This window comes from Nocardioides sp. LHD-245, assembly GCF_030929495.1.
Taxonomy (GTDB): domain Bacteria; phylum Actinomycetota; class Actinomycetes; order Propionibacteriales; family Nocardioidaceae; genus Nocardioides.
Window position 1 is genome coordinate 211356 of record NZ_JAVFWN010000006.1, and the last position, 26643, is coordinate 237998.

General features: G+C 69.8%; 24 protein-coding genes. 10 read left to right on the plus strand and 14 right to left on the minus strand.

Translation table 11 applies throughout. From position 1 onward, the window contains the following. Positions 1-35: 35 nt before the first annotated feature. From RB608_RS11635 to RB608_RS11655, 5 genes are all read right to left on the minus strand, one after another. Positions 36-1631: an ABC transporter substrate-binding protein gene (locus tag RB608_RS11635; RefSeq protein WP_308088066.1), complete on the minus strand. Its 1596-nt coding sequence runs from the start codon at positions 1629-1631 to the stop codon at positions 36-38. Positions 1632-1704: 73 nt separating this feature from the next. After that, entirely contained in the window at positions 1705-2550 is an 846-nt protein-coding gene (locus tag RB608_RS11640; RefSeq protein WP_308088068.1) for an ABC transporter ATP-binding protein, read from the minus strand. Beyond that, complete coding sequence (locus RB608_RS11645; protein WP_308088069.1) at positions 2547-3557, minus strand: ABC transporter ATP-binding protein; 1011 nt, start codon at positions 3555-3557, stop codon at positions 2547-2549. The genes RB608_RS11640 and RB608_RS11645 overlap by 4 nt, the downstream gene beginning before the upstream one ends. Further along, the gene (locus tag RB608_RS11650; protein ID WP_308088070.1) at positions 3550-4440 is read right to left on the minus strand and encodes an ABC transporter permease; all 891 of its coding nucleotides are present in this window, start codon (positions 4438-4440) and stop codon (positions 3550-3552) included. Before RB608_RS11650 ends, RB608_RS11645 begins: the two co-directional genes overlap by 8 nt. A 3-nt stretch (positions 4441-4443) precedes the next feature. After that, positions 4444-5481 carry an ABC transporter permease gene (locus RB608_RS11655; protein WP_308088072.1) on the minus strand — a complete coding sequence of 346 codons (1038 nt, stop codon included), beginning with the start codon at positions 5479-5481 and terminating at the stop codon, positions 4444-4446. A 251-nt stretch (positions 5482-5732) separates the two neighbouring features. Between RB608_RS11655 and RB608_RS11660 the strand changes: the two genes are divergently transcribed. Together RB608_RS11660 and RB608_RS11665 are read left to right on the plus strand one after the other, a co-directional pair. Beyond that, positions 5733-6485: an IclR family transcriptional regulator gene (locus RB608_RS11660; protein WP_308088073.1), complete on the plus strand. Its 753-nt coding sequence runs from the start codon at positions 5733-5735 to the stop codon at positions 6483-6485. Positions 6486-6526: 41 nt separating this feature from the next. After that, positions 6527-7393 carry a fumarylacetoacetate hydrolase family protein gene (locus tag RB608_RS11665; protein ID WP_308088074.1) on the plus strand — a complete coding sequence of 289 codons (867 nt, stop codon included), beginning with the start codon at positions 6527-6529 and terminating at the stop codon, positions 7391-7393. A 77-nt stretch (positions 7394-7470) separates the two neighbouring features. Here RB608_RS11665 and RB608_RS11670 read toward each other — a convergent pair whose 3' ends face one another. From RB608_RS11670 to RB608_RS11695, 6 genes are read right to left on the minus strand one after another with little or no spacing between them, the layout of a single operon-like run. Further along, on the minus strand, positions 7471-8331 hold the full coding sequence (locus RB608_RS11670) for an aldo/keto reductase (RefSeq protein WP_308088075.1): 861 nt from the start codon (positions 8329-8331) through the stop codon (positions 7471-7473). A gap of 12 nt (positions 8332-8343) precedes the next feature. Beyond that, on the minus strand, positions 8344-9129 hold the full coding sequence (locus tag RB608_RS11675; RefSeq protein WP_308088076.1) for a hypothetical protein: 786 nt from the start codon (positions 9127-9129) through the stop codon (positions 8344-8346). A gap of 46 nt (positions 9130-9175) precedes the next feature. Continuing rightward, a complete protein-coding gene (locus RB608_RS11680) occupies positions 9176-10105 on the minus strand; it encodes an alcohol dehydrogenase catalytic domain-containing protein (protein WP_308088077.1) in 930 nt (309 codons plus the stop codon). After that, positions 10102-11037 carry an NAD(P)-dependent oxidoreductase gene (locus RB608_RS11685; RefSeq protein WP_308088079.1) on the minus strand — a complete coding sequence of 312 codons (936 nt, stop codon included), beginning with the start codon at positions 11035-11037 and terminating at the stop codon, positions 10102-10104. Before RB608_RS11685 ends, RB608_RS11680 begins: the two co-directional genes overlap by 4 nt. 34 nt (positions 11038-11071) lie before the next feature. Next, positions 11072-11869 carry an SDR family oxidoreductase gene (locus tag RB608_RS11690; protein WP_308088080.1) on the minus strand — a complete coding sequence of 266 codons (798 nt, stop codon included), beginning with the start codon at positions 11867-11869 and terminating at the stop codon, positions 11072-11074. A 32-nt stretch (positions 11870-11901) separates the two neighbouring features. Then, the gene (locus tag RB608_RS11695) at positions 11902-14520 is read right to left on the minus strand and encodes a family 78 glycoside hydrolase catalytic domain (protein WP_308088082.1); all 2619 of its coding nucleotides are present in this window, start codon (positions 14518-14520) and stop codon (positions 11902-11904) included. A gap of 80 nt (positions 14521-14600) precedes the next feature. Here RB608_RS11695 and RB608_RS11700 point away from each other — a divergent pair, with 80 nt between their 5' ends. Together RB608_RS11700 and RB608_RS11705 are read left to right on the plus strand one after the other, a co-directional pair. Then, the gene (locus RB608_RS11700; protein ID WP_308088083.1) at positions 14601-15887 is read left to right on the plus strand and encodes an alpha-hydroxy acid oxidase; all 1287 of its coding nucleotides are present in this window, start codon (positions 14601-14603) and stop codon (positions 15885-15887) included. After that, the gene (locus RB608_RS11705; RefSeq protein WP_308088084.1) at positions 15884-17416 is read left to right on the plus strand and encodes an AMP-binding protein; all 1533 of its coding nucleotides are present in this window, start codon (positions 15884-15886) and stop codon (positions 17414-17416) included. The genes RB608_RS11700 and RB608_RS11705 overlap by 4 nt, the downstream gene beginning before the upstream one ends. Positions 17417-17558: 142 nt before the next feature. Here RB608_RS11705 and RB608_RS28290 read toward each other — a convergent pair whose 3' ends face one another. Then, positions 17559-17711 carry a transposase gene (locus RB608_RS28290; RefSeq protein ID WP_392390991.1) on the minus strand — a complete coding sequence of 51 codons (153 nt, stop codon included), beginning with the start codon at positions 17709-17711 and terminating at the stop codon, positions 17559-17561. An 18-nt stretch (positions 17712-17729) separates the two neighbouring features. Next, positions 17730-18125, minus strand: coding sequence for a hypothetical protein (locus RB608_RS11710; RefSeq protein WP_392390992.1), 396 nt, complete (start codon positions 18123-18125; stop codon positions 17730-17732). Between the two features lie 93 nt (positions 18126-18218). Between RB608_RS11710 and RB608_RS11715 the strand changes: the two genes are divergently transcribed. The 5 genes from RB608_RS11715 (at position 18219) to RB608_RS11735 (ending at position 24320) form a co-directional block, all read left to right on the plus strand. Next, a complete protein-coding gene (locus tag RB608_RS11715; protein ID WP_308088085.1) occupies positions 18219-18944 on the plus strand; it encodes a FadR/GntR family transcriptional regulator in 726 nt (241 codons plus the stop codon). Between the two features lie 55 nt (positions 18945-18999). Next, complete coding sequence (locus RB608_RS11720) at positions 19000-20322, plus strand: aspartate aminotransferase family protein (protein WP_308088086.1); 1323 nt, start codon at positions 19000-19002, stop codon at positions 20320-20322. 335 nt (positions 20323-20657) lie between these two features. Beyond that, positions 20658-22091: an ABC transporter substrate-binding protein gene (locus tag RB608_RS11725; protein ID WP_308088087.1), complete on the plus strand. Its 1434-nt coding sequence runs from the start codon at positions 20658-20660 to the stop codon at positions 22089-22091. 195 nt (positions 22092-22286) lie between these two features. Then, complete coding sequence (locus RB608_RS11730) at positions 22287-23900, plus strand: gamma-glutamyltransferase family protein (RefSeq protein WP_308088088.1); 1614 nt, start codon at positions 22287-22289, stop codon at positions 23898-23900. Between the two features lie 249 nt (positions 23901-24149). Beyond that, positions 24150-24320 carry a hypothetical protein gene (locus RB608_RS11735; RefSeq protein ID WP_308088089.1) on the plus strand — a complete coding sequence of 57 codons (171 nt, stop codon included), beginning with the start codon at positions 24150-24152 and terminating at the stop codon, positions 24318-24320. Here the strand turns inward: RB608_RS11735 and dxr are convergent. Then, complete coding sequence (gene dxr / locus RB608_RS11740) at positions 24317-25423, minus strand: 1-deoxy-D-xylulose-5-phosphate reductoisomerase (RefSeq protein WP_308088090.1); 1107 nt, start codon at positions 25421-25423, stop codon at positions 24317-24319. The genes RB608_RS11735 and dxr overlap by 4 nt on opposite strands. 121 nt (positions 25424-25544) lie before the next feature. On the opposite strand from dxr, the gene RB608_RS11745 reads away from it, so the two are divergent. Continuing rightward, positions 25545-26627 (plus strand): polysaccharide deacetylase family protein, encoded by a 1083-nt coding sequence (locus RB608_RS11745; protein WP_308088091.1) that lies wholly within the window; start codon positions 25545-25547, stop codon positions 26625-26627. The last annotated feature ends 16 nt before the right edge of the window (positions 26628-26643 follow it).

The following is a 26643-nucleotide window of genomic DNA, read 5'->3' on the forward strand; positions in this document are numbered from 1 at the left end:
ACGGCGCCCCCGGTGTCATGACTGGATGCTGGTGGTCAGTCCTCGACCCACATGTGGCGGGTGTCGATGACCCGGCCGCGGAGGCGGTCCGGCTCGTCGAGGGCCACGCTGTGCACGTTCGGCCGGTAGATGAAGGCGACCGGCTGGCCGGTGCGCCACACCCACGGCAGCTCTTCGACGAGGATCTCGTCGGCCTGCTGCCACAGCTTCTTGCGCTCCTCCAGGTCGGCGGTGGTCTTCGCCTGGTCGACCAGCGCGTCGAACTCGGGGTTCTCGAAGCCGCCGGTGTTGTTGGCGCCGCCACTGTGGAAGAACTGGTACGGCAGCGTGCCCGGGTCGAGGAAGTCGGCCATGTTCCAGCAGGTCGCCGTGTACTTGCCGGAGAAGAACGCCTCCAGCGCGGCGGTGGTCTCCTGGACCTCGACCTTGAAGTCGAAGCCGGCCTTGCGCAGCTGCTGCTCGACGACGGTGGTGTCGTCGACGGTGGGACGGCAGGTGTAGGTGAAGGGGACCTTGCCGTTCTCCGCCTCGTACTCGGCGATCAGCTCCTTGGCGCGCTCCGGGTCGTACGCCGGGTTCGCCGCTCCGCCGTTCCACGGGTCGTCCGGCGGGAACAGGCTGGTGGACTCGTAGGTGAGGCCCTCCTTGACGATCGCGGTGATCTCCTCACGGTCGATCGCCATCGAGATCGCCTGGCGCATCCGGATGTCGTCGAACGGGGGCTTGGTCATGTTCAGCACGATGCTGGACTGGTCGGCGCCGACGCCCATGGTCACCTTGACCGAGGAGTCGTTGGCGGCCTGCTTGATGACCGAGGAGAAGATCGAGTAGATGACGTCGACGTCACCGGCGCGGACCGCCTGGTAGGCGCTCTGCGGGTCCTCGATCTTGCGGAACGTGATCTTGTCGAGGAGCACCTTGTCGGCGCCGTCCCAGTAGTTCTCGTTCTTCTCCACGACGACCTCGGCGCCACCCTGGCTCCACGAGGCGATCTTGTAGGGGCCCATGCCGGCGGCGTTCGCGTTGAAGTCGTCGGTGTGCTCCTGCAGCGACTTCGGCGACGCGACGTACGCGGCGGCGACGCCCTCCTGGTTGGCCAGCAGCACCGGGAAGGTGGCGTCGGCCTCGCTGAGCTTGAAGACCACGGTGGTCTCGTCGGGCGCCTCGACGGACTCCAGGGCGCTGAGGGCGGACACCAGGCCGGACCCGGTCGTCGGGTCCTTGAACTGGTCGAAGTTGAACTTGACGGCCTCGGCGTTGAACGGCTCCCCGTCGGAGAACTTCTTGCCGGTCGGCAGGGTCATCGTCCAGGTCTTGAAGTCGTCGCTGGGCGTCATCCCGGTGGCCAGGTTCGGCTTCGGCTCCTCGCCGCGGTGCTCGACGACCATCAGGTAGTCGTAGATCGCGCCGAGCACGGCCTGCGAGCCGGGGCTGGCGGAGCCCGGGTTGAGGCGGGCCACGTCGGTACCGAGACCGACCTTGAGCTCGCCACCCTTCGTGGGCGTGCCACCGTCGCCGGACGACGAGTCGGACCCGCCGCACGCTGCCACGGTCAGGGCGAGACCCAAGGCGAGTCCGGCGGCGGCGATCCGCCTCCGGGCCCCCTTCCATCGGGCCGTGTGGTGCATCATCAGCAATCCTCCTCAGGGATGGTGCATTTCTTGGTGAGCCACGAGCGCAGTCCTCGGCATCGGCCGGGCTGCGTCACGACGACCCCGAGTTCGTCAAGAACAGGTGGGAAGGCACGGAGTCGTGCAGGAGCTTGGTGTAGGCGTGCTGCGGCCGGTCGGCGATGTCGGCGGTGGTGCCGACCTCCACGATCTCGCCGGCGTTCATGACCGCCGTCCGGTCGCACAGCGTCGCGACGACGGCAAGGTCGTGCGAGATGAACAGCATCGCCAGCCCGGCCTGGGTGCGCAGCTCGTCGAGGAGCACCAGCACCTGGGCCTGGATGGACACGTCCAGCGCGGAGACCGGCTCGTCGCAGATCAGGATCTCGGGCCCCAGGACGGTGGCCCGGGCGATCGCGGCCCGCTGGCACTGGCCGCCGGACACCTCGTGCGGGCGGCGGCGCGCCATCAGCTCGGTGACGCCGACCCGGTCCAGCTCGGCGAGCGCGGCCCGCTCGCGGTCGGCCCGGGAACCGCCCCGCCACACCCGCAGCGGCTCGGCGACCGAGTCGAGCAGCGAGCGGCGCGGGTTGAAGGACCCGGCGGGGTTCTGGAAGATCGCCCCGATCCGGGACCGGACCGCGCGGTCGCGCGGGTCCACGGCGACGCCGTCGATCAGCAGCCGGCCCTCCGAGAGCGGCGCCAGCCCGAGGATCGCGCGGATGGTGCTGGACTTGCCGCAGCCGGACTCGCCCACCAGCCCGAGGGCCTCACCTCGCCCCACGGTCAGGCTGACCCCACGGACGGCCTCGAAGTAACCGCCTTCCTGACGGTCGCGGTAGCGGACCCGGGCGTCGACGAGCTCGAGCACCGGGACGTCGGACGCATCCGCGGAACCGGCGGAACCGGTGGCGCCGACGGGGCTGGTCGCGCTGGTCATCGGGCACCTGCCTCGGTCTCGGCCGGCACCGCCGCGGGGTGCCAGCAGCGGTAGCGGTGGTCGGTCGCGTCCGCCAGCGCGAGCAGCTCCGGGATCGCCTGGTGGCAGTCGTCCTCGGCGAAGGTGCACCGCGGCGCGAAGCGGCAGCCGGCGCCGCGCTCGAGCGGGTTCGGCGGCGTGCCGCCGATCGGCACCGGCAGCGAGCGCCGCCCGGGCGCCATCTGCGGGATCGCGGCCAGCAGGGCGCGCGTGTAGCGCATCGTGGGAGCCGCGAAGAGACCGGCGACCGGCGCCGTCTCGACCACCTGGCCGCCGTACATCACGGCGACCCGGTCGGTGTGCTGCGCGACGACGCCCATGTCGTGCGTGATCAGCACCGAGCCGATCGACAGCTCGGTGCACAGCTCGTCGAGCAGGTCCAGGATCTTCGCCTGCACCGTGACGTCGAGGGCGGTCGTCGGCTCGTCGGCGATGATCAGCTTCGGCTTGCAGGCGATCGCCATCGCGATCAGGGCCCGCTGCCGCATGCCCCCGGAGAACTCGTGGGCGCGCTGCCGCGCCCGCCGCCGCGCGTCCGGGATGCCGACCATGTCGAGCAGCTCGACCGCGCGCTCCGCGGCCTGCGCCTTGTCGACGTCGGGCAGCCGGCGCACGGCCTCCGCGATCTGGGCGCCGATCGGCGTGATCGGGTGCAGGGCGCTGAGCGGGTCCTGGAAGATCATCGAGATCTGCCTGCCCCAGAGCTCGCGGCGCTCCTGGGCGCTGGCGCCGAGCACGTCCTTGCCCTCGAAGAGCACCCGCCCGGAGATCCGGGCCCGGGCCCGGTCGTTGAGGCCCATCACGGTACGGCCGAGCACGCTCTTGCCGGAGCCGGACTCGCCCACGATGCCGAGCCGCTCGCCGCGGCCGAGGGTGAGGCTGACGCCGTCCACGGCGCGGACCAGGCCGCCGCGCGTCGGGAACTCGACGACCAGGTCCTCGATCTGCAACAACGGGGTCTCAGGCACCCTTGCCACCTCCGTCAGTGGTCGCGTCGGCGCGGAGCCGGTCGGCGAGGACGTTGAAACTGAGGATGCTCAGCATCAAGAAGACCGAGGGCACCAGGATCAGGTGCGGGTCGGTGTTGAGGTACTGCCGACCTTCGTTGATCATCACGCCCCAGGTGGGCTGCGGCAGCGGCAGGCCCATCCCCAGGAAGCTGAGGCCGCCCTCGATGATGATCGCGCGGCCGGCGGCGACGAAGGCGAACGCGAGGATGGTGTCGGCGATATTGGGGAACAGGTCGCGCGCGATGATCGAGTGCGGCCGGGTGCCGAGCACCTTGCTGGCCTCGACGAAGTCGCGGTTCATCAGCGCGAGCGTCTGGGAGCGCGCCATCCGGACGAACGCGGGGATCGCCTGGGCGGTGATCGCGATCATCACGTTGGTCTTGGAGGCGCCCAGGAAGGCGGTCAGGACCAGGGCGAGCACGAGGCCGGGGAAGCCCAGGATCACGTCCGTGACGAAGCTGATCACGGCGTCCACCCAGCCCCCGAAGTAGGCCGCCGCGGTGCCGATCGGCACTCCGATGACCAGCGCCAGGAAGGTGGAGCCGAGGCCGATGAACAGGGAGACCTTGGCGCCGGAGAGGGCCCGAGCGAGCAGGTCACGGCCGTAGTTGTCGGTGCCGAGCAGGTACTCCGCGCTCGGCCCGGCGAAGCGGGCCTTGGCGTCGAACTCGAGGGCGTCCAGGTGCAGGATCAGCGGCAGCAGGAACATGCCGAAGACCAGCAGCACCAGCCAGGTGGCGCTGAGGATCTCCATCCAGGTCCACGAGCGGCGCCGGGAGGCGCGGCCGCGGCGCCGAGAGCCGGACGGTACGGCGGGAGGTGCGGTGAGCTCGGTCGTCATCACTCAGCCCTCCCGGTTCCCGGCCGTCGCGCCGCGCAGCCGCGGGTCGACGACGCCGTAGAGGAAGTCGACGAGGGTGTTGATCAGCACGAAGCTGCAGGCGATCACCAGGGTCATTCCTTGCACGACGATGTAGTCCCGGTTCTGGACGGCGGAGACCAGGCCCGCGCCGAGTCCGGGCAGCCCGAAGAGGTTCTCGACGACCACGGTGGAGCCGATCAGCACACCGACGGTGAGGCCGGTGACGGTGAGCAGGCCCAGGATGCTGGGCCGGATCGCGTGCCGGAACACGATCCGCAGCGGGGAGATCCCCTTCGCCCGGGCGACGTCGATGAAGTCCCGGCCGAGCGTCTCGGCGTAGTCCGCCCGGAGCACCCGCTGGTAGAGGGCGAACGGGGCCGCAGCCAGCGAGATCGAGGCCAGGATCACCGAGCCCAGGTGGGCGCCGACACCCTCGGACCAGGGCTGGTAGCCGTTGGCCGGCAACCAGCCCAGCGTGACCGCGAAGATCCAGATCAGGATCACGCCGATGACGAAGTTCGGAGTGGAGAGGACACCGAAGACCCACAGGCCGATCGCGTGGTCCGCTCCGCGGCCCTTGTTGATCGCCGCGACGATGCCGGCCGGGATCGCGAGCACGAGCGCGATCAGCTGGCTGAGGATCACCAGCTCGAGCGTGATCGGCAGCCGGCTGGAGATCATCGAGGAGACGGTCTCCTTGGTGACATAGGACGAGCCCAGGTCACCGCTGAGCGCGCCGCCGATCCAGTCGAGGTAGCGGGCCAGGATGCCCTGGTCGAGCCCGAGCTCATGACGCATCGCGGCCAGCGTGGCCGGGTCGTTGGCCTGGTCGCCCAGGATCACCCGCGCCGGGTCGCCGGGAAGCAGCTGGAGACTGAGGAAGGTCAGCACGGAGATCATGAACAGCACCGCGAGCAGGCGGATCAGCTTGAGCCAGCCCCTGCTGCGCAGCACCCGGGACCAGCGCGCCGGTGCGCGCCGGTCGACCGGGGCCGTCGTCTCTCTCGTCGTCGCGTTCACATGCCGTTCCTTCTGCTCAGGGGCCGCGCCATGCCGCCCGGAGAGTTCCGTTTGAGAACCACAGTTCGCTCTCCTGAAAAGCGAGCGTGCTGCAGGTTTCGCCCGTGTGTCAAGTATGTAGACGGAAGTTCATCTACATGAACCTCTCGCTGTCAGGTCGCCGCCCGACCACTGGTCACGAGCAGGCAGGTTCGGCTACGGTTCCCATGTAGCCGAACCGTGATTCAAACATGTGAACCTGAGGAGGGGTCATGGCAGCCCTGGTGAAATCCGCTGACCGCGTACTGCAGATCCTCGATCTGCTCACCGAGCACCCCGACGGCCTCACCCTGACCGAGATCCAGCGGGCCATGGACTTCCCGAAGAGCAGCACCTTCGGGCTGGTCAACACGATGGCGGTACGCGGCTTCGTCCAGCAGGACCCGAACACCCGCAAGTACGCCGTCGGCATTCGCCTGTGGCAGGCCGGTCAGAGCTACCTGACCGCCACGTCGCTCGAGCAGCTCGCGCTCCCCTACATGACGGCCGTCCGCGACGCCCTCAACGAGACCGTGCAGCTGGCCATCCTGGACGGCACGGACAACGTCTACATCGGCAAGGTCGACCCCGACCAGCAGCTCCGCCTCGCCTCGCACGTCGGCGCCCGGCTGCCCGCCTACGCGACCGGCCTCGGCAAGGCGCTGCTCAGCCTGCTGCCCGACGAGGAGGTCCGGCGGCGCTTCGACGGGGTCGCCTTCACGCCGTACACCGAGCGCTCGCTGCACTCGGTCGACGAGCTGATCGCGGTGCTCGGCGAGATCCGGGCCCGCGGCTATGCCGAGGACGACGCCGAGTACACGGAGGGCGTCTACTGCATCGCCTTCCCCCTGAAGCCGAGCCGTGACTACGGCCTCGCCTCGATCAGCGTCTCGGTGCCGCACGTGCGCCGCTCCGACGACCTCACGGCGCGCACCATCGAGAGCCTTCGGCACGCCACCGTGCAGATCTCGCAGCGCCTCAGCTGACCTCACGCCCTTCCCCACCGCCAACCCCGACCACAGGAGTGATGAAGCACGTGGAGCTGTTCCGCCACGGCCCCCTCGGCCAGGAGCGTCCCGCCGTCCGCAGCGACGGGATCGCCTACGACCTCAGCGGCCTGACCCCCGACCTGGACGGCGACTTCCTCGCCGCCGACGGCATCGAGCGGGTCGCTGCCGCACTGGCAGCCGGTGAGCTGCCCGTCCTCGACGCGGCCGCGCTCAGCGGCCGGCGGATCGGCGCGCCGATCGCGCGGCCCCAGGCGATCAGCTGCATCGGCATGAACTACGCGGCCCACGCCGCCGAGTCCGGAGCCGCGCCGCCGGAGGTGCCGGTGCTCTTCTACAAGCACCCGGGCACGATGGTCGGCCCGGACGACGACGTGCTGCTGCCGCCGGGCTCGGAGAAGTCCGACTGGGAGGTCGAGCTGGGCGTGGTCGTCAAGCGCACGCCGCGCCGGCTCGCCACGACCGCCGAGGCCCTCGACTATGTCGCCGGCTACGTGATCGCCAACGACCTGTCCGAGCGGGCCAGCCAGCTCGAGCACTCCGGAGGCCAGTGGTCGAAGGGCAAGTCGGCGGAGACCTTCTGCCCGGTCGGCCCCTTCCTGCGCCCGGCCGGCGAGCTCGACCCGCAGGCACTGCGGCTGCGCTCCTGGGTGAACGGCGAGAAGCGCCAGGACTCGAGCACGGCCGACATGGTCTTCAGCGTCGCCGAGATCATCCGACACCTGTCGCATCACGTGCTGCTCGCACCCGGCGACCTGGTGCTCACCGGCACGCCCGAGGGCGTCGCCCTCTCCGGGCGCTTCCCCTATCTCACCGTCGGGGACGAGATGGAGCTGGAGATCGACGGTCTCGGCCGCCAGCGCCAGCGGGTCGTCCCCGGCGCCTGAGCCTGCCCACCACGCCGCCTGGCGCCGTCCGACCCGGTCGGGCGGTGTCAGGCGGTGTCAGGCGGTGTCAGGCGGTGTCAGGCGGTGTCAGGCGCGGGGCGCGGGCGCACCTCGTCCAGCAGGGCCAGATCGTCGGCGACCAGCGTGAGCGTCGCCGCGGCGGCGCTGGCGCGCACCGAGCCCTCGCGCCCGGCACCGAGCACCGGCACCACCTCGGCACCCTGCGCGAGCAGCCAGGCGAGCGCCAGCTGCGCCCCGGTGGCGCCCAGCCGCGCGGCGAGCGCCGCGACCCGCGGCTCACGACGGGTCAGCTCCTCCAGCCGGCCCGGCCCGTCCGGCCCGCCGAGCGACGAGTACGCCTCGTACTCCAGCCCGAGCACGGCGCAGCGCTCCCGGACCGGATCGTCCACGCCCAGATAGGCGAGCCGGTTCTGCACCGCGGCGACCGGACCGGCCGCGCACGCGGCCTCCAGCTGGGCGACGCCGACATTGCAGACGCCGACCTCGGCGATCAGCCCCGCCGTGCGGAGGTCGGCCAGCGCCCCGATGCTCTCGGCGAGCGGGACCGCGGGATCGGGCCAGTGCAGGAAGTAGCGGTCGAGCCGCTCGGTGTCGAGCACGCGCAGGCTCGCCTCGACGTGGGACCGCAGCGTCGCGGGCCGGGCGTCGACCGCGAACGAGCCGTCCGGGCGACGCCAGTGCCCGCCCTTGGTCGCCACCCGCGCCCGCCCGGCCCGCGCGTGCGGGCCGAGCGCCTCGGCGAGCAGCCGCTCGCCCTCCCCCGGCCGACCGGGTGGACTGTAGGCGCGCGCGGTGTCGAATCGGTCGATGCCGGCGTCCAGGGCCGCGGCGACGGTGGCGCTCAGCAGGGCCCGGTCGGGTCGCGCGGCCAACGCCCAGCGGGCGGTGCCGAGGACCAGGCGGGACACACGGGACACGCCGACGCCGGGCTAGGCCGTCGGCGCCGGCGCCACCACGAGATCGGGGTACCGCTGCAGCTGGCCCTCGTCGTACAGGGTGAGGGCGTGGTCGGCGACCCGGTTGACCCGGGCGTGTGCGGCCATCGCCTCGTAGATGTTCTCGCAGATCCCGATCGGGTGGTCCTCGTCGAGGTTGCGCCGGGTGAAGTAGGCGTCGGTGACGGTGACCACCCCGACGGCGGTGTCGACCTCGACGGCCATGGACGCACGGTGGTGCGAGCCGGTCCACCAGGTCCGCAGCCCGGGCACGATCTCGTCCTCGTCGGCGAGCAGCCGGACCCGGTCCCAGGCGTCGTGGGTCAGATAGCTCAGCGCCTCCGGGAGCAGCGACGTCCAGCGGTCGTCGTGCGGGTGGCGATGCGTGGAGTGGAAATGGGTCCAGCCCCGCTCGGTCAGGCAGATCTGCGCCCGGTCGAACAGGGTGAGGTTCGCTGTCGTGTAGAGCTGCAGCGGGGTGAGCAGCACGTGGGTGATGTCGGACGGCGTCAGCCCGAGCGCGGTGAGCTGGTCGGGCAGCCACTGTCCCGGCTCGCGCTGGAACGCGGCCCGCTCCCCCAGGAACGCCGCCCAGCCCGCGTTCATGGCGGTGAGGTCCTCGGCCGGGCCGGTGCCGACGAGCGCGCGCACGCCCGGTCCCTCGATCAGGAATGCCTGGAACGCCAGCCGGTACCACTGGTCCCAGTCGGACATCCAGTACACCTCCGGGCCCGGCACCTCGCCGAAGCCCAGCGGCAGGATCCGCACACCGAACGTCATTCCCACTCTCCTTGCTCTGGCTGATTGCCCTGGCTGAGCAGCTCCGTCAGGGCTGCAGCAGCGCCTTGATCACGTCACGGCGACCCTCGAGCAGCTCGCCGAAGATCTCCGCACCGGACTCGAACGGGAAGGTCGTGGTCCAGTCGAGCCGCACCCGCCCGGCGATCTCCAGCGCCTCCGCGAAGTCCGCCCGCCGGTAGCAGTAGGACCCGAGCACCCGCTTCTCCGAGCGTACGATCTCCTGCCCGTCGAAGCCGGCCTGGGTGCTGAGCAGTCCGATCCAGACCGCGACGCCGCCCGGACGGAGTACGTCGACGGAGATCTTGTGGGTCTGCTCGGCGCCGACCGCGTCGATGACGATGTCGAACTCGCCCGTCAGCTCGGTGACCGCCCGGCCGCCGAGGCGGGACGCGATCGCCAGTCGCCCCTCGTCCAGGTCGCTGATGGTGACCTGGTCGCTGTGCTCCAGAGCGACGAGCAGGGTCACCAGCCCGATGGTGCCGGCGCCGATGACCGCGATCCGAGGGTTGCCCTCCGGGCGTGCCAGGCGTACGGCGTGCACCGCGTTGGCCAGCGGCTCCACCATCGCCGCGGTCTCGAAGCTCATCGAGTCCGGGATCACGTAGACCGCGGCCTCGGGGACCACCACCGTCTCGGCGAAGGCGCCCGGCCGATGGATGCCGAGGATGGCGCGGTTGCGGCACAGGTGCTCGTCCCCGCGCAGGCACTGGTCGCAACTGTCACAGCTGAGCAGCGGGTTGACCGTGACCCGGCGGCCGTCGGCGGTGGTGCCGGCCAGCTCGTGGCCCATCACCAGGGGCGGCTTGCGGAAGTCGGTGTGCCGGACGCCGTGCAGCTCACTGCCGCAGATGCCGGAGGCGACCACCCGGATCGCCACCTCGCCCGGGGCCGGCCGCGGCTCGTCGAGGTCCTGGAGCTCGACCGTGCTCGCCTTGGTGAAGACCAGAGCCCTCATGCCCGTCCCCCGTGGGCACGGAGCAGATCGGCCAGGATCTGCGCCGCGCGGACCCGCAGCTGCGGCAGGGAATCGGTGGACAGGTAGGCGATGTGGGGGGTGACCAGCGCGCGAGCGTGCTCCGCGAGCTTCGCGGAGACGCCCGTCGGCGGCTCGGAGCAGAGGACGTCCAGGCTGGCGAAGCCGAGCGTGCCGGCGTCCAGGGCGGCGAGCAGGGCGGTCTCGTCGACCAGCGCTCCGCGGGCGGTGTTGACCAGATGTCCCTCGCGGCCGAGCGCGGCCAGGATCGTCGCGTCCACCACGCCGGCCGTCTCGGCGGTGCTCGGCATGTGCAGGGACAGGTGCCCGACCGCCTCGGCGAGCTCCAGCAGGGTCGGCCAGACGGTGACGCCTCCGGGCGACTCGGTCAGGAACGGGTCCCAGATGTGGACCGGGAAGCCGAGCGCGGCGACCCGGTCGGCCAGGGCCCGGCCGATCCGGCCGAAGCCGGCGATGCCGACCGGGTCCCGTCCCGGCGGGGGCGGCTGGGAGATCCCTGCGGTCGTCCAGCCCGCTGCGGCCAGGTTGCGGGAGCCGGCCGTCAGCCGACGGTTGTGCGCGTAGATCGAGGCCGCGGCGTGGTCGGCCACCTCCGCGAGGCAATAGTCGTCGACATTGCTGACCACGACGCCGCGCCGGGCGGCCGCGTCCAGGTCGATGTTGTCCAGCCCGATGCCGTAGCGGACCACGGCCTTGAGCCGGGGCAGTGCGCCGAGCACGTCGTCGGTGATCGGCGCCCACTGGACGAGCAGACCGTCCGCCTCGGCGGCGGCCTCGATCACCTCGGCCTCGGTGGTGACGTCGTGCTTCGCGACCGAGAACTCGGGCTCCAGCACCTCCCGCTCGTGCGAACCGTCACCCAGGTTGGTGTCGGTGATGACGACGTTGAACATGAATCTCCTTCGAAAGCGGTGTCGGTGGGGCGGGTCAGGCGGAGCCGGCGAAGCTGGAGGAGTCCCCGAGTCCCTCGGGGCCCATCGCCAGGTAGCCGCCGTCGACCGGCAGGTCGACACCCGTGATGAAGCTGGCGTCCGGAGAGCACAGGAAGGCCACCGCCGTGGCGACCTCCTCGGCCTCGCCGAGCCGGCGCAGCAGGTGGTACCGGCCCCAGACGGGCTCCCACCGCTCCCGGTCGCCGTCGGCCGCCTTGCTGACCTCGGGGGTCCAGATCCAGCCCGGGCTGACCGAGTTGACCCGGATGCCGTACTCGGAGAGGTCCATCGCCATGCACCGGGTCAGCGAGACGATCGCGCCCTTGGTGGCGTTGTAGGTCCAGCGGGAGCGCTGCGCGATGTGCGCGGAGATGCTGGCGATGTTCACGACCGCGGCGCCGGGAGTGGTGCGCAGGTACGGCAACGCGGCCTGGACCACGTTGCCGATGCCGCGCAGGTTCACCCCGAGCACGCTGTCCCACTCCTCGGTGGTCACCTCGGCTCCGCGGGCCAGGAAGTTGGCCGCCGCGTTCACCACGATGTCGACCCGTCCGCCGGTGTCGGCGAAGGAGGAGACCGCGGTCCGGACCGCGTCCTGCTCGGAGACGTCGCACACGACGGCGCGGAACCGGCCGCCGGCCGCGGCGATCGCCTCGGTGGTCGCGGCCAGTCCGTCCTCGTTGATGTCCACGCCGAGCACCTCGGCGCCGCGCCCGGCCAGCACCCGCGCCGTGGCGGCGCCGATGCCGGATGCCGCGCCGGTGACCACCGCGACCCGCTCGTTCCACTCCATGTCTTCCTCCCTCAGTCCGGCTCCGGGAGTCGTCATCGACGCTCCAGGAGCAGCTCGTGACGGCCGCCGTCCAGGTCGACCGCGTTCGACTCGGCGGCGACGCCGTCCACGGCGGCGATCGCGTAGCCCGCCGGCGCGACGAACCTGGCCGGGCCGGTGGCCGGCAGCTCGATGACGTGCCGGACCCGATCGCCGTCCCGCTCCCAGCGGCTGGAGACCGGACCGGTCGGGCCGCGATGCGCGCCCTCGGCCCAGTCCAGGCCGCCCAGGTAGACCGGCGCCACGGTGAGGCCGTCGCCCCAGACCGCGCCGTCGAGGTGGAGGCCGAGGACGTCCTCGAACAGGAAGCCGCCGACCGCGCCGAGCGCGCAGTGGTTGAACGAGTTCATCTCCGCGGTGGCCAGGGAGCCGTCCGGGCGGATGCCGTCCCACTTCTCCCAGACGGTGGTGGCGCCGTGCTCGACCATGTAGAGCCAGCTGGGCATCTCGCGGCGCAGCAGCAGCTCGGACGCCAGGTCCGCGTGACCGTATCTGGCCAGCGCGGGCAGCACGTGCTCGACGCCGTGGATGCCGGTTGTGACGTGGCCGCGCTTCTCGATGTGCTCGCGGAGCAGGTCCGCGGCCCGCTGGGCCTCGTCGTCACGGAGCAGCCCGTAGCCGATCGCCTGTGCGTAGACGGTCTGCGTGGCGTCCTCGAACCGGCCGTCGGGACCGACGAAGCGCGCCCGGTACGCCGCGCGCACCTCCTCCGCGCGCCGCTCCAGCCGGGCGGCGTCCTCGTCACGGCCGAGCCGCCGGGCGATGTCGGCGACCTGGCACAGCGAGCGGTAGGTGTGCGCGGTGGCGACGACCGGCTTCGGGCTGGTCGAGAAGGCGCCGGTGTAGGCGTAGCCCGGGTGCGGCACGTCGTCGTCGCGGTCGGGCAGCGAGAGCCAGTCGGAGAAGTCCGAGCCGACGGCGTTGACCCGGATCCCGTCCGGGTTCTCCCGGTCGACGAACTCGAGGTAGCGCAGCAGCGAGTCGAAGTACTCCTCGGCGCTGGCGAGGTCGCCGTAACGGCGGACCAGCAGGCTGACCATCCGGACGTAGCCGTCGGCCCAGCCCGGGGCACCGTGCCGCTCGTTGCCCGGCGGCACCACCGGCACGTAGGAGGGCACCGAGCCGTCGTCCCACTGGGCGTCGGCGGCATCCCTGCTGAACTTGGCCAGGAAGGCCGCCACGTCGAAGAAGTAGCTCGCGGTCGGCGAGATCACGCCGGCGTCGCCGAGCCAGCCCAGCCGCTCGTCGCGCTGCGGGCAGTCGGTGGCCACCTCGAGGAAATTGTCGCGCACGGTCCACTCGACCGCGCGGGCGAACGCGGTCAGCGCCTCGTCGGAGCAGGCGAACGAGCCGACCAGCTCCTGGCCCGCGTCCATCGAGAGCGCCGTCACGGTGCTCTCCTCGGGGATGTTCAGGTGCCAGGCTCCGTTGGTGTTCTTCAGGCCCCAGATCTCGGCGTAGCGGAAGCCGTGCATGCCGAACCGGGGCTCGAGCGTGCGCCGGCCCTCGGTGGCGTCGACGAAGCGGTCCTCCTGGAAGGCGCCGCGCAGGTTGTCGCGGTAGACCAGCTTCTCGGGAGTGAGGATCTCACCGTGCCGGACGATCACGTCGGCACCGGGCGTCAGCTCCGACTCGATCCGCAGCCAGCCGACGAGGTTCTGGCCGAAGTCGAAGATCGCCGGGCCGCGGGCGTGCTGGTGCACCAGCGTGCCGGGGTGCTCACGGAGCACCCGGATGTCCGCGTGCGGCTGGGCATGGACGGGGACGGAGTGGGCCGGCAGCTCGACCGGGCTCCAGCCGGCGTCGTCGAAGCCGGCACCGGTCCAGCCGTGGTGCTCGCGACGCAGGTCGGCGATCTCGCCGCGGAGCAGGTCGCTGGCGATCACGGCGCCCGGGGAGGTCCGCCAGCCGGGGCCGGTGGCCGCCACGACCCGGCGCTCTGTGCCGGTCGCCGTCTCGACCTGGGCCAGGAAGGCGGGCTGCGTGCCGTAGAGGGCGGGCGCCCACTGCAGACCCAGCCGGCCGGCGTACCAGCCCCGGCCGAGGAGCACAGCGATGGTGTTGGCGCCCTCGACCAGCAGGTCGGTGCAGTCGTAGCTCTGGTGCAGGACCCGGGTGTCGTAGTCGGTCCAGCCCGGGCGGAGCAGGGCGTCGGCGGTCACCTCGGTGCCGTTGACCCACATCCGGTAGATGCCGAGTGCCGTGGCGTAGACCCGGGCCCGGTCGCCGCGCTCGGTCAGCTCGAACTCGGTGCGCAGGTACGGCGCCGGGTCGTAGTCCTCCCGCGCGAACGGCGTGGGCGGCGCGGCGATCCACGCGGCCTGCCAGCCGGCCTCGTCGAGGCCGGTCTCGAAGGAGGCCGAGGCGCTGGCGTCGACGGACCACGTGTAGCGGGCGGCGGCCCGGAGCGCGGACCCCGGGAGCAGGACGAACGGGCGCTCGGACTCGGCGGTCCAGGTCGCGGCGCGGTCGTCGCGGTCGGTCACCGTGACCCGGTAGGGACCGGGTCCGGCCGGCGTCCAGGAGAGCATCGTGTCGCGCGCCGGGATCCCCCGCGGGTCATCGCGGTAGCCGGCCAGCAGCCGGGTGTGAGGGGCGTCTGCGGACGTCATCGATTCATCTCTCCCTGTCCTGATCCAGCCCTGATCCGGGCGCTTTCGCACGACCCCGATCGTGGACTACGCTCTGCCGCATGTCAAGGAGACGAACTCAGGTTCACGTATCTGACCTCGGGCGAACCAGACGCCGGCTCCCGGCCGTCCGCGAGCTCGCGGCGCTGCTCCGCTTCCGCCGTCCGGTATGGAGCCCCCGGCGCCGCCGGCTGGAGCGCGCGCTCACCATCGACGACCTCCGGATCGCCGCCCGGCGCCGTACGCCGCGGGCGGCCTTCGACTACGTGGACGGCGCCGCCGACGACGAGATCTCGCTGGCGCGCGCCCGGCAGGCGTTCCTCGACGTCACCTTCCACCCGGGCGTGCTCCGCGACGTCGCCGAGACCGATCTGAGCACCACCGTCCTCGGCTCGCCGGCCGCCCTGCCCTTCGCCATCGCGCCCACCGGCTTCACCCGGATGATGCACACCGAGGGCGAGCGGGCCGGTGCCCGGGCGGCAGCGGCCGCGGGGATCCCCTTCGCGCTGTCCACGATGGGCACCACCTCGATCGAGGACGTCGCCGCCGCCGCGCCCGGCGGACGCCACTGGTTCCAGCTCTACGTCTGGAAGGACCGGGACCGGTCGATGGAGCTGGTCGAGCGCGCTGCCGCCGCCGGGTTCGACACGCTGCTGGTCACCGTGGACGTTCCCGTCGCCGGCGCGCGGCTGCGTGACGTCCGCAACGGGATGACCATCCCGCCGACCCTCACGGCGCGCACCGTCGTCGACGCCCTGCCACGGCCGTCGTGGTGGATCGACCTGCTCACGACCGAGCCACTCGCCTTCGCCTCACTCGGCGCCTGGCCGGGCACCATCGCCGACCTCCTGGACGCGATGTTCGACCCGACGGTCACCGACGAGGACCTGACCTGGATCAAGGAGCAGTGGCCCGGCAAGCTCGTGGTCAAGGGCATCCAGACCGTCGACGACGCGCGCCGGGTCCGCGACCTGGGCGCCGACGCTGTGCTGCTCTCCAACCACGGGGGCCGCCAGCTCGACCGGGCGCCGGTGCCCTTCCACCTGCTGCCCGAGGTACGCGCCGCCCTCGGCCCCGACGCCGAGATCCACCTCGACACCGGGATCATGTCCGGCCAGGACATCGTCGCCGGGCTGGCCGCCGGCGCCGACTTCACCCTGATCGGCCGGGCCTACCTGTACGGGCTGATGGCCGGAGGCGAGGCCGGTGTCGCCCGCACCATCGAGATCCTCCAGGGCCAGATCCGGCGCACCCTGCAGCTGCTCGGCGTACGCAGCATCGCCGAGCTGACCCCCGAGCACGTCACCCAGCTGCAGCGGCTGGCCCCGCTGCCGCGGGACCGGCGATGAGCCGGCCCGCGAGGAGCCGCACCCTGGCCGCAGCCTGGGCCGAGCGCCTCGCCGGCGCCCCGGACGCGGTCGCGTTGAGCTACGGCGAGCGGCGCTGGACCCGGGCCGAGCTCGACCGTGCCGCGACCGCGCTGGCCGGCAGCCTCGCCGACCGCGGAGTGCGCGAGGGTGACCGGGTCGGCATCCGGCTGCAGAACGTGCCCGCCTTCCCCGTGGCACTGCTGGCGTCCTGGAAGCTGGGCGCGGTGGCCCTGGTACTGAACCCGATGTACACCGCCCGCGAGCTGCACGTGCTCCTCGCGGACTCGGGCGCCGTCGGCGTGCTCTGCGCCGCCGGCGATCGCGCGCGGGTCGTCGAGGCGGGTGACGGCAGTGCCCTGCGGTGGACGCTCACCGCCGAGGAGCTCGGTGACGACCTGACCGCGGCGGGCGAGGCCGACCGGGTGCTGCCGCCGGCCGGCGCGGACCCGGGCGACCCGGCCCTGATGATCTACACGTCCGGCACCACCGGGCCGCCCAAGGGCGCGCTCTCCTCGCACGCCAACGTCCTGGCCACCGTGGAGACGTACGCCGACTGGCTGGGCCTGGTCGAGGGCGACGTCTCGCTCGCGATCGCTCCGCTCTTCCACACCACCGGGGCGGTGGCCGGCGCGGCGCTCGCGCTGGTCCGCGGGCTCGACCTGGTGCTGATCGGCCGCTTCGAACCCGGCGCCGCGCTGGCCGCGATCCGGGAGCACCAGGTGACCTTCACCGTCGGCGCGATCACGGCCTTCTCGGCGCTCGGGCAGCACCCGGACGCGTCCCCCGAGACCTGTGCCTCGCTGCGCGTGGTCGCGTCCGGCGGCGCGCCGATCGCCCCGGCGACCGTGGCGCAGCTGGAGGAGCGGCTCGGCTGCTACATCCACAACGTCTACGGCATGACCGAGACCACCTCGGCGGTGGTGGCGGTGCCGACCGGTCGGCGGGCGCCGGTCGACCCGGTCACCGGCAGTCTCTCCGTCGGCGTCTGCCTGCCGGGGGTCGGTGCCCGGGTCGTGGACCCGGAGGGGCGCGAGCTGGGACCCGGCGAGATCGGCGAGCTGGAGCTGCGCGGCCCCTCCATGATGCTCGGCTACCACGACCGCCCCGCGGAGACGGCGGAGACGCTGCGCGAGGGCTGGCTGCGCACCGGCGACGGCGGCTCGATCGACGCCGACGGCTGGATCTACCTGGCCGACCGCCTCAAGGACCAGATCAACGCGTCCGGCTTCAAGGTCTGGCCACGCGAGGTCGAGGACGTCCTCTGCGAGCACCCGGCGGTCCTCGAGGCCGCGGTGGTCGGCCGGCCGGACGAGTACCGCGGCGAGACCGTGGTCGCCTTCGTCGCCCTCGCCTCCGGCGAGACGGTGGGGCCCGCGGAGCTGGTCGAGCACGCGCGCCGCCGCCTGGCCGCCTACAAGGTGCCGCGCGAGATCACGGTCGTGGAGCAGCTCCCGAAGACCGCGACGGGAAAGATCCAGCGCCGCGAGCTCCGCGTGGATCCGGCCTAGCTAGCCTCGATGTTTCATCGGGCCGCTTGCGGAACGGCGGCAAGGTATGACGACGTTGCTGGTGTGGTCGGGCGTGGCAGGTCGCCGGCGCCGTGTCGCCGGTTCCCCTGTTCTGGGGTCGTGTGATTCGGGAGGGGTGCCGTCAGGCGGTGCGGAGCGTGTGCCAGCCGGTGTCGATGAGCTGGTTCCAGGGCCAGTCCCTCGGGAGCCGTAGGCGTCTTCGACGTCCGGTGCGGATGACGCGTCCGGCGACCGAGAGGAGCCGGAACCGGAGCCGTTTCGGCTCCCACCGCAACTGTGCGCCGGGGGCCGTTCACGTCGCGCGATGACCCGCATCCCGCTCGGCCAGTCCTGAGTCCCGGACGCGACCACCGGTTCTGCGTGTTCGGGCCGGCATCCACGCGGTCAGCTCGGCGACCTGAGCACCCTCACGCGCTTCTCCATCGCTGTCGACCGCGGCTCGCCACGCTTGTTCGGGGATGGCCTCGACGGCTGCTTTGCCCCTGTCCTGGTCCCAGGAACCGATGGAGTACTCCAGGCCCAGCTCGGTGATGTGGTGGAGGAACAGCTTCGAGCACGCGCCGGTGTCGGCCCGGACCAGCATCCGGTCACGCGCACCAGCAGGCAGTCGGTCGAGCGCGGCGTCCACCGTGGTGACGTGGTCGGTCTTGTTCCACGGCGACGCCTTCCCCGGTCGCAGATCCAGCACCAGCAGACGGGAGTGACAAGCGCCGAGCAAACCTGGTAGGTTTACTCATCTGATGACCAGATGAGTAGATCGAACGGAAGTGAGGCGAGCCCAGTGCGACCGAGCACCCGGTTGAGCGAGGCGTTGGAGATTCGCCTCTTGCGGGAGATTGTGGGCCGCAAGGTTCTTCCCGGCGAAGCGTTGCCCTCGGTAGCCGAGATCGCGGCAACCCATCAGGTGAGTCAGCCGATCGTGCGTGAGTGCATGCAAACGCTCGTCGCTGCGGGGGTGATTTCGGTGTCGCACGGGAAACGAACCCTCGTACGGCCGGCCGCCGACTGGAACGTCCTCTCCCCGTTGGTCCAGCACGCATTCCATGCCGAGGGTCGCGGTAGCGAGCTTGTCAGGGACTTCTACGAGGTTCGACGGATCCTGGAAGTCGGCGCAGTGCACGTCGCAATCGAGCAGGCTTCGCAGGACCAGGTCCAGTTGATATGCGACCTATCTGACCGAATGAACGAAGTAGCTATCGGATCCCGGGACGTAGCGACCTTTCTCGAGCACGACAGGCAGTTCCACGAGGCAGTTTCGTCGGCAACCAACAACGCCACATTGGCACAACTCATCCGGATGCTTTATGCGGCCAATAAGAACGAGTGGACCAGATCGCAGGCTGCTGTCGGCGACCTTGAGGTCCTGGCCGAGCAACACGCCAAGATCGCTCAGGCAATCAAGGCGCGCGAACCGGGTAGCGCTGGCGAAGCAGTGGAACGGCACATTTCGACCGCGGTAGCGATCGAGGCCGGCCGGGATGCTCAGGGTTGTTGCGATGGATCGTGATGGCCGTCGACAGCGTGAACAAGAGATTCCTCACTGATAGAAGAGCGAGAAATAGATGAGTGAACTCCAGACAGCTCGGGCAACGGGGCGAGGCCTCGCCGAGCGGGCTCGTCGCGTTGTGCCTGGAGGCGTTAACAGCGGCCAGCGCCAGATACCCGGCCTTGAAGACCTCGTCGTCGTCGGGACTTCCGGCGCCCGGTTCACTGATGCCGACGGCAGAGAATATGTCGACTTCCATGCGGCCTTCGGTCCGCCGCTGTTGGGGCTGAACGATCCGGATGTCAACGCGGCGGTGGCCAGATCGCTGAAGGTCATGGGTCACACCGGCGTTGGCATCAACGCCCTGGAGGTTGAGCTCGCGGAGCGGATCGTTGAACTCGTCCCGTCCGTGGAGAAGGTCCTGCTGACGACGACGGGAAGTGAAGCCACTTTCCATGCACTACGTCTTGCCCGGGCAGCGACGGGGCGCAAGAGAATCGTCAAGTTTCAAGGTTGCTTCCATGGCTGGCACGACTCGGTGGCAATGAACGTCGCCACTCCCAGCGACTCGATCGGCAGCAAGCACCGGCTGTCCTCCGGGATGTTGGACGAAGCGGTGGAGTTGACCACCGTCCTTCCCTTCAACGACCTGGACGCTTTGGAGCAGGAGTTCACAGCGCGAGGCGACGAGGTCGCCGCTGTCATACTTGAACCGATACAACACAACATCGGAGCCGTTCTTCCGAAGCTGGAATTCCTCCAACGCTTGAGAGAGTTGTGTGACCGATTCTCCACCGTGCTGATCTTCGATGAGGTCATCACGGGATTTCGTCACGGGTTAGACGGGTACCAGGGTGTCGTTTCGATTCGCCCGGACTTAACCACCTTCGGCAAGTCGATGGGTAACGGATACCCGATTGCGGCCCTGGGCGGGCGGGCAGACCTGATGGATATGTTCAGCTCCTCTCCCGGTAAACCTGTATTCTTTGCGGGCACCTACAACGGGCATCCAGCGACCGTCTCCGCCGCACTCGCCACCATCGACAAACTATGCAACGAACCAGTTTACGACCACATATTCCGATTGGGTGCGCAGATCAGACTGGGCCTCGAGGAGCTGTACCGCACCCTTGAGATCGATGCAGTAGTTTCGGGCTTCGGCTCAGTCTTCATCACCTACTTCCTGCGGCCGCCCGTCCACTGTTACGAGCACCTGCTCGCCAATGACGAGGAACTCTTTACGGGATATCGTCGCGAACTACTCAATCACGGAGTCTTCGAACTGCCGCTGAATCTGAAACGGAGCCACGTTTCCTACGCGCATCAAGAAGAGGATGTCCATCGTCTTTTGGACGCGACGGAGCGCGCTGTGAGAACCGTCGTTGCGCGGCGGGTGTGACAGGACTTGCCATTCAGGCCCGTTCGCGAAACGGGCATCACCGTTGCCGATCGGTCTCCAGGCGAGGAGCCGACGTTTCTGCGTGGCACCTCATCGGGCATTGTTTCGTGAGTATCTGGCGGATGGGATTGACTACCCACAACCTCGGAGGTTATCTTTTCATATAGTCCACGCGAGGTGGTCGCAGAGGTTGGAGGTTGAGAATGTCCCTGAATTCTGCTCATGAACTGATGAAACCGTCGGCAAGCGTCTTCGCATGGAGATGGACCGCCTTCGTGGCGAGTCTCGTCTTGGTGCTCGCTACTGCATGCAGTACCTCGAACCCAGAAGGCGACATGGAGGACCGTGTGCTCACGATCGGTCTTCCTGGTGGGCCCGCCAGCCTCGATCCGTCAAAAGACAGTCAGACCTTTGGCATCGTGCGTCCGCTGACCAACGAGCCACTCACGCATGAAGCTCCCGACGGCTCGATCGAGCCCGCCTTGGCGACGTCGTGGAAGTACACCGACGACGAATACAAAGTGTTCGAGTTCACGCTGCGTGAGACGGCGATGTTCTCTGATGGAACCCCAGTTGACGCGAAGGCAACGGTTGCATGGTTGCGGTACTTCAGCCAGGGCTCGGGCATCTTCGTATCTGCCATGGGGCCGATCGCGTCCATCGAAGCCGTGGATCAGCACACCGTGAGATTGACCCTGGAGAGATCCAACCCGAGGATTCCATATCTCCTCTCCGAGAACGGGAACTGGGGTGCAGTTTCGTCCACAGCGTCGATCGAGGACCCGGGGACCCTCGAGACGTCGACCAGTGGAGCCGGGCCCTACATGCTCGACGCGGGCAGAACGATCAGCGACAACAAGTATGTTCTCGTGCCGAACCCGCATTATGACCGGCCCGAAGCCGCACCGTGGAAGGAAGTCGTCGTTGACATCATTCCGGACGCCAACGCCCGTCTTCAGGCCCAGCAGACGGGCCAGATCGACGTAGCCTGGGGCGATCTTCGCACGGCAGACGCCGCTCAAGACGCTGGGCTGGAAGTACTGGGTGTACCAACAGTCACTGGTGGCTTGATCCTTGGTGATCGGAGCAGCGACGGGCCGCTCGGGGATGTACGAGTTCGCCGGGCGCTGAACTATGCGGTGGACCGGGAGGCAGTCGCGGACGGTCTGGTCGGAGAGCACGGCGTCACCACGTCTCAGATGCAATCGCGAGATGGCTTCGATCAGGACTACCGGGAGTTCTACCCGTACGACGTCGATCGCGCCCGAGAGCTGCTTGAGGAGGCAGGTTACGGCGACGACTTGACGCTCGAGGTTCTTGCGTTCGGCCCAGGCGGCGACCTGGGCACGCCCCTGGCTCAGGCGATCGCATCGTACTGGTCGGAGCTGGGCATCGACGTGAAGATCACGACGGCGCCAACGGCGGCGGAGTACGTTGAAAAGCGAGCGTCGAATCGGTATGCGGTGCTCCACTATTCGGTGATCAACTGGCCGATGTATCTCTCCTACCAGATCGCGATGGCTCCCACGGGCGGGCAGAACCCGTTCGGCGCCTCGGATCCGGTCATGAACTCTCTGTTCGACGAGGGAGCACGCACCGACGACCCGGACATCTGGGCGCAGATGAGTCGCCGTTCGGTCGAGGAGGCCTACTTCGTGCCGACGTTGACTGTACCCCGGCTGTATTACGTCTCTGATGGAGTCGAGGGCGTCGCCCTCACAGAGCAGCGTCCGGAGTTCAGCTGGGCTTCGGAGTGGTCACCGAGGTGACGGCAGAGGCGACGTCGCGCGATCAAGGGACGTGCCGTTGTGGCGCATCGCCCTGTTCACCTCGATGAGATCAGGACTCTGTCGTCTCGTGATCGAAGCAACGAACGCCGTCGGTGGGGTACCCCCGTCGTCACGCCTCGGCGGCGACGCATCCCTACCCGACCGAACCATCAGTAGTGAGATTGGAGAGAGAAGATGAACAACGTCAACGGCATGGTGGTCTGCCCTGAGCCCAGGGCGGCTGAGATCGGGGCCGACATCCTGCGGGCGGGCGGCAACGCCTTCGACGCGGCGGTGGCGGCAGGCTTCGCGCAGATGGTGTACAGCCCGTTCATGTGCGGCCTTGGTGGATGGGGAATGGCGACTCTCTACGATGCGGGGAGCCAGACCACCGAGCACGTTGGCTTCCCAGCGAAGGTCGGCTCGAAGATGCACCCAGAGATGTGGGCAGACGACATCATGGGGTACACCGACATGTGGCATGTCGGGATTGTGCGGGATCACGTCAATCTGATGGGCTACACCGCCATCATGACGCCGGGCGTGGTGGCCGGCCTGGGCGAGATTCATCGCAGGCACGGCTCACTGCCCTGGAGCGAACTGATCGCTCCCAGTGTGGCAGCCAGCGAAGAGGGATTCCCGTTTCCGGAGGAAGTAGCGCTGGTCACTCGAAGTTTCGTGCTCCCGGGAATGCCTTCGATCGAGGAGCACTACTGTTGGTCGCCCGACGCGAAGGAATTGTTTATCGGACCGGACGGCCGGTTGAAGAGAACTGGCGAGCATTACCGGAATTCGGACCAGGCTCGGTCGCTGCAGCAGATTGCCGATCGTGGCCCGGAGGACTTCTACACAGGTGACCTGGCCGGGGTCATTGTCGAGGACTTCGAACGCAACGGTGCGTTCGTCACAGCGGAGGACTTGAGCGAGTACAAGCCGGAAATCGGCGCCCCGCTGTCGACCAGTTACCGAGGCTTTCGAGCGGAGTCATCTCCTCCCCCGAACGGCGGCCTGCTGACGCTCCACATCCTTCGGGTACTGGAGCGGTTCGATCTTGGTCGCCTGGAACACAACGGTCCAGAACATGCGTTCATCATGGGTGCGGCCATGGCGTGGGCAGGTGTCGTTCGCTTCCGGTACCTCGGCGACCCCAAGTACGCCGACGTTCCTGTCGAGCATGTCCTCTCCGACGAATACTGCGACGAGGTGGCTGACAATATTCGTCGAGGTCAGCTCCCCGATGTCGACGTTCTGGATGAACCGCGTGGCACGACCCACCTTGTCGTCAGCGATCGCGTGGGCAACTGCGTCTCGATGACGCAGACGCTGACCTTGTCCTCAGGTGTCATCATCCCCGGGACTGGCTTCCCGTGGAATGGATGCGCCAGCCTGATGGACCCTGAGCCGGGCCGACCGAACTCTCTCGTGCCGGGTCGATCTCGCGCCAACGCTGCCTCGCCGACGATCTTGTTCAAGGATGGCGAGCCGCGTCTCATCCTTGGCGCGCCGGGAGGATACTCGGTGTCCAGCGCGGTGACGCAAGCATTGGTCAACATGATCGACTTCGGGATGTCCCCGCTGGAGGCGGTTTCTGTCCCTCGGCTACACAGTGAAGGCACGATCCTCTTCGCTGAAGGAAGGTTCCCCCTCCGCACGATCGAGGAACTCAAAAGGCGGGGATTTCCGGTGGAGCACCGGGCTCAGAATTACGACTCCCTGTTCGGTCGGGTTCAACTCATCGAACTCGAAGGTGGAGTCGCCCGCGGCGCTTCCGACCCGCGCAAGGATGGCGGCGCTCCGATGTCGGGCTAGCCCGGATCGTTCACGACGCGGCCTGATCGGAGCGTAGAAGCACGGACGTGCCTGCGCAGCAGGCGAAACTTGGGATTGCGACGTCTCAAGATGCTCGAACCGGAAGGCACTCGGTAGGTGAAGCGCATGTCGTGGCCTGTTGGCTTGTCTGTGTCCGGTGGCGGTGTCGGCGTGGTGGCCCACGCGGGCAGTGTCGCGACCCGACTCGTGGCTGACCGTACTGGTCTTACCGGACAGCTTTCGGCAGCGATGGCTCGCCGCCACTTCGTCCCGGGCCACGCCCGCGGGCGGGTGCTCGTCGATGTGGCAGTGATGCTCGCCGACGGTGGTGAGGCGATCGCCGACATCGACGTGCTGCGTCACCAGTCCGGCGTGCTCGGTCCGGCCATCACCGGCGCCGTCATGAAGGACCGGGGCTAGCTAGGCCGACCTGGGCCGGGCTGGGCCGAGATCGCGGCGGCGGCGGTCTCCCGCGCCCACCGGTCGGCGTCGAGCACGTCGTCGAACGAGGGCGCTGCCGCCGCCCCGTCGTGGGCGGCGAGGACGTCCGCCACCAGGTCGACGATGCCGGTGAACGCCAGCCGGCCGGTCCGGAAGGCGTCGACCGCGACCTCGTTGGCGGCGTTGTAGATCGCCGGGGCCACCCCACCGCGCTCCCCCGCCTGCCGTGCCAGCGCCACCGCGGGGAACGCCTCGTCGTCGAGCGGGTGGAACTCCCAGGTCTCCGGCCGGGTCCAGTCGACCGCCGGCGCCGCGTCGGGCACCCGGTCGGGCCACGACAGCCCGAGCGCGATCGGGATCAGCATGGTCGGCGGGCTCGCCTGGACCAGCGTCGAGCCGTCGACGAACTCCACCATCGAGTGCACGACGCTCGTCGGGTGCACCACGACCTCGATCCGGTCGTAGGGGATGCCGAAGAGCAGGTGCGCCTCGATCACCTCCAGGCCCTTGTTGACCAGGGTCGCGGAGTTGATGGTGATGACCGGCCCCATGTCCCAGGTGGGGTGGGCCATCGCCTGGGCCGGCGTCACCCCGGCGAGGTCCGCGCGGGAGCGCCCGCGGAACGGGCCCCCGCTGGCGGTCAGCACCAGCCGGCGTACCTCGTCGGGCGTGCCGCCGCGCAGGCACTGCGCCAGCGCGCTGTGCTCGGAGTCGACAGGCACGATCTGCCCCGGCTCCGCCTTGTCCAGCACCAGCGGGCCGCCCATCACGAGCGACTCCTTGTTGGCGAGCGCGAGCGTCGTACCCGCCTCCAGCGCCGCGAGCGTGGGCCGCAGCCCGACCGCACCGGTGATCCCGTTGAGGACGACGTCGCAGGGCCGCTGGGCCGCCTCGACGCTCGCCTCCTCCCCCAGCCCGTGGTAGGACGGCTCGAACTCCACGACCTGCTTCGCGAACAGGCCGGGGTTGCCGCCGCCGGCGGTCAGACCGACGACGCGGAAGCGGTCGGGGTTCGCCCGTACCAGGTCGAGCGCCTGGGTGCCGATGGAGCCAGTGGAGCCGAGGATGACGACGTCCTTCACGCGGTCATCCTGTCAGGGGCGGTGCCGACGCCGGGACCGGCCGGGGCGGGCGAGTTTCCTCACAGGGTGAGAAACGCCCGAAATGCCGGACTGGAGACCCTTCAACGACCATGCTGTGCCCGTGCTCCGTCCGGCTGCCCCGCTCCTGCGCCCTCTCGCGCTCGTCCTCGTCGCCCTTCTGGGCCTGTCGATCGCGTCCCCAGCAGGCGCGACGACGCCCGAACGCGCGGCCCGTGCGGACTGCACCGGCGCGGTGGCGCTGACCTTCGACGACGGCCCGTCACGCGCGACGACCCGCCGGCTGCTCCGCGTCCTGCACCGTGCCGAGGTCCCCGCGACCTTCTTCATGGTGGGCCAGCGGGTCGCCGCGGACCCCCGCGCCGCACGCGAGGTCGAGCGGGCCGGGTTCCTCACCGCCAACCACAGCTGGGCGCACCGTGACATGCGCACCCAGTCCTACCGCGAGGTCCGGCAGTCACTGCGCGCGACGCGACGCGCGATGAAGCGGGCCGGCCTGCACCCGACCGACCTCATGCGCCCGCCGTACGGCGCGCTCGCACCGCCGGCCCGGCGGGCCATCCGCGAAGCCGGCTACGTGCCGGTCATGTGGAGTGCCGACTCACTCGACTGGAAGTCCGGCGATGCGCAGCAGATCGCGCGCCGGATCCTCTCCGAGCTGCACCCCGGGCGCAACATCGTGCTCCAGCACGACGGCGTCAACCGCTCGCCGATCTCGGTGGCCGCGGTGAGCCAGGTGGTCCGCGTGGCGAAGCGGCGCGGCTACTGCTTCACCGCGCTGAACGAGAAGGGCCGCCCCGGCTTCCCGACGCCCACGGTCACCGCCGTCGCCGCGGACGGCGTCGAGGGCGGTGAGGCCGTCGTCCGACTCACGCTCGACCGGGTCCCCGGTCGCGACACCGCCCTGACCGTCGAGGCCGGGTCCGGTACGGCGAGCGTCGGCGCCGACCTGCCGCCCTTCACGGCCCGGGTGGAGTTCCCGGCGGGCCGGCTGACGGCGAAGGTCCGGATCCCGATCGGCACCGACGCGGTGGCCGAGCCGACCGAGCACCTCACCCTCCGGCTGCGCCATCCCGAGGGACTGGCACTCGGGCAGGACACGGTCCAGGTCGGCATCGTCGACGCCGCGGCCGCGGCCCGGACCGACCTGCCGGGGCCGCCCTTCCTCCTACCCGCCCGACGCTGAGCACGCCCGGCGTCAG

Bases quoted from the DNA above. Each gene is read 5' to 3' on its own strand.
- RB608_RS11635 (WP_308088066.1), bottom strand. From the start codon at position 1,631: ATGATGCACCACACGGCCCGATGGAAGGGGGCCCGGAGGCGGATCGCC.
- RB608_RS11640 (WP_308088068.1), bottom strand. From the start codon at position 2,550: ATGACCAGCGCGACCAGCCCCGTCGGCGCCACCGGTTCCGCCGGTTCC.
- RB608_RS11650 (WP_308088070.1), bottom strand. From the start codon at position 4,440: ATGACGACCGAGCTCACCGCACCTCCCGCCGTACCGTCCGGCTCTCGG.
- RB608_RS11660 (WP_308088073.1), top strand. From the start codon at position 5,733: ATGGCAGCCCTGGTGAAATCCGCTGACCGCGTACTGCAGATCCTCGAT.
- RB608_RS11665 (WP_308088074.1), top strand. From the start codon at position 6,527: ATGAAGCACGTGGAGCTGTTCCGCCACGGCCCCCTCGGCCAGGAGCGT.
- RB608_RS11675 (WP_308088076.1), bottom strand. From the start codon at position 9,129: ATGACGTTCGGTGTGCGGATCCTGCCGCTGGGCTTCGGCGAGGTGCCG.
- RB608_RS11680 (WP_308088077.1), bottom strand. From the start codon at position 10,105: ATGAGGGCTCTGGTCTTCACCAAGGCGAGCACGGTCGAGCTCCAGGAC.
- RB608_RS11685 (WP_308088079.1), bottom strand. From the start codon at position 11,037: ATGTTCAACGTCGTCATCACCGACACCAACCTGGGTGACGGTTCGCAC.
- RB608_RS11690 (WP_308088080.1), bottom strand. From the start codon at position 11,869: ATGGAGTGGAACGAGCGGGTCGCGGTGGTCACCGGCGCGGCATCCGGC.
- RB608_RS11695 (WP_308088082.1), bottom strand. From the start codon at position 14,520: ATGACGTCCGCAGACGCCCCTCACACCCGGCTGCTGGCCGGCTACCGC.
- RB608_RS11700 (WP_308088083.1), top strand. From the start codon at position 14,601: ATGTCAAGGAGACGAACTCAGGTTCACGTATCTGACCTCGGGCGAACC.
- RB608_RS11705 (WP_308088084.1), top strand. From the start codon at position 15,884: ATGAGCCGGCCCGCGAGGAGCCGCACCCTGGCCGCAGCCTGGGCCGAG.
- RB608_RS11720 (WP_308088086.1), top strand. From the start codon at position 19,000: ATGAGTGAACTCCAGACAGCTCGGGCAACGGGGCGAGGCCTCGCCGAG.
- RB608_RS11725 (WP_308088087.1), top strand. From the start codon at position 20,658: ATGGAGGACCGTGTGCTCACGATCGGTCTTCCTGGTGGGCCCGCCAGC.
- RB608_RS11730 (WP_308088088.1), top strand. From the start codon at position 22,287: ATGAACAACGTCAACGGCATGGTGGTCTGCCCTGAGCCCAGGGCGGCT.
- RB608_RS11735 (WP_308088089.1), top strand. From the start codon at position 24,150: ATGGCTCGCCGCCACTTCGTCCCGGGCCACGCCCGCGGGCGGGTGCTC.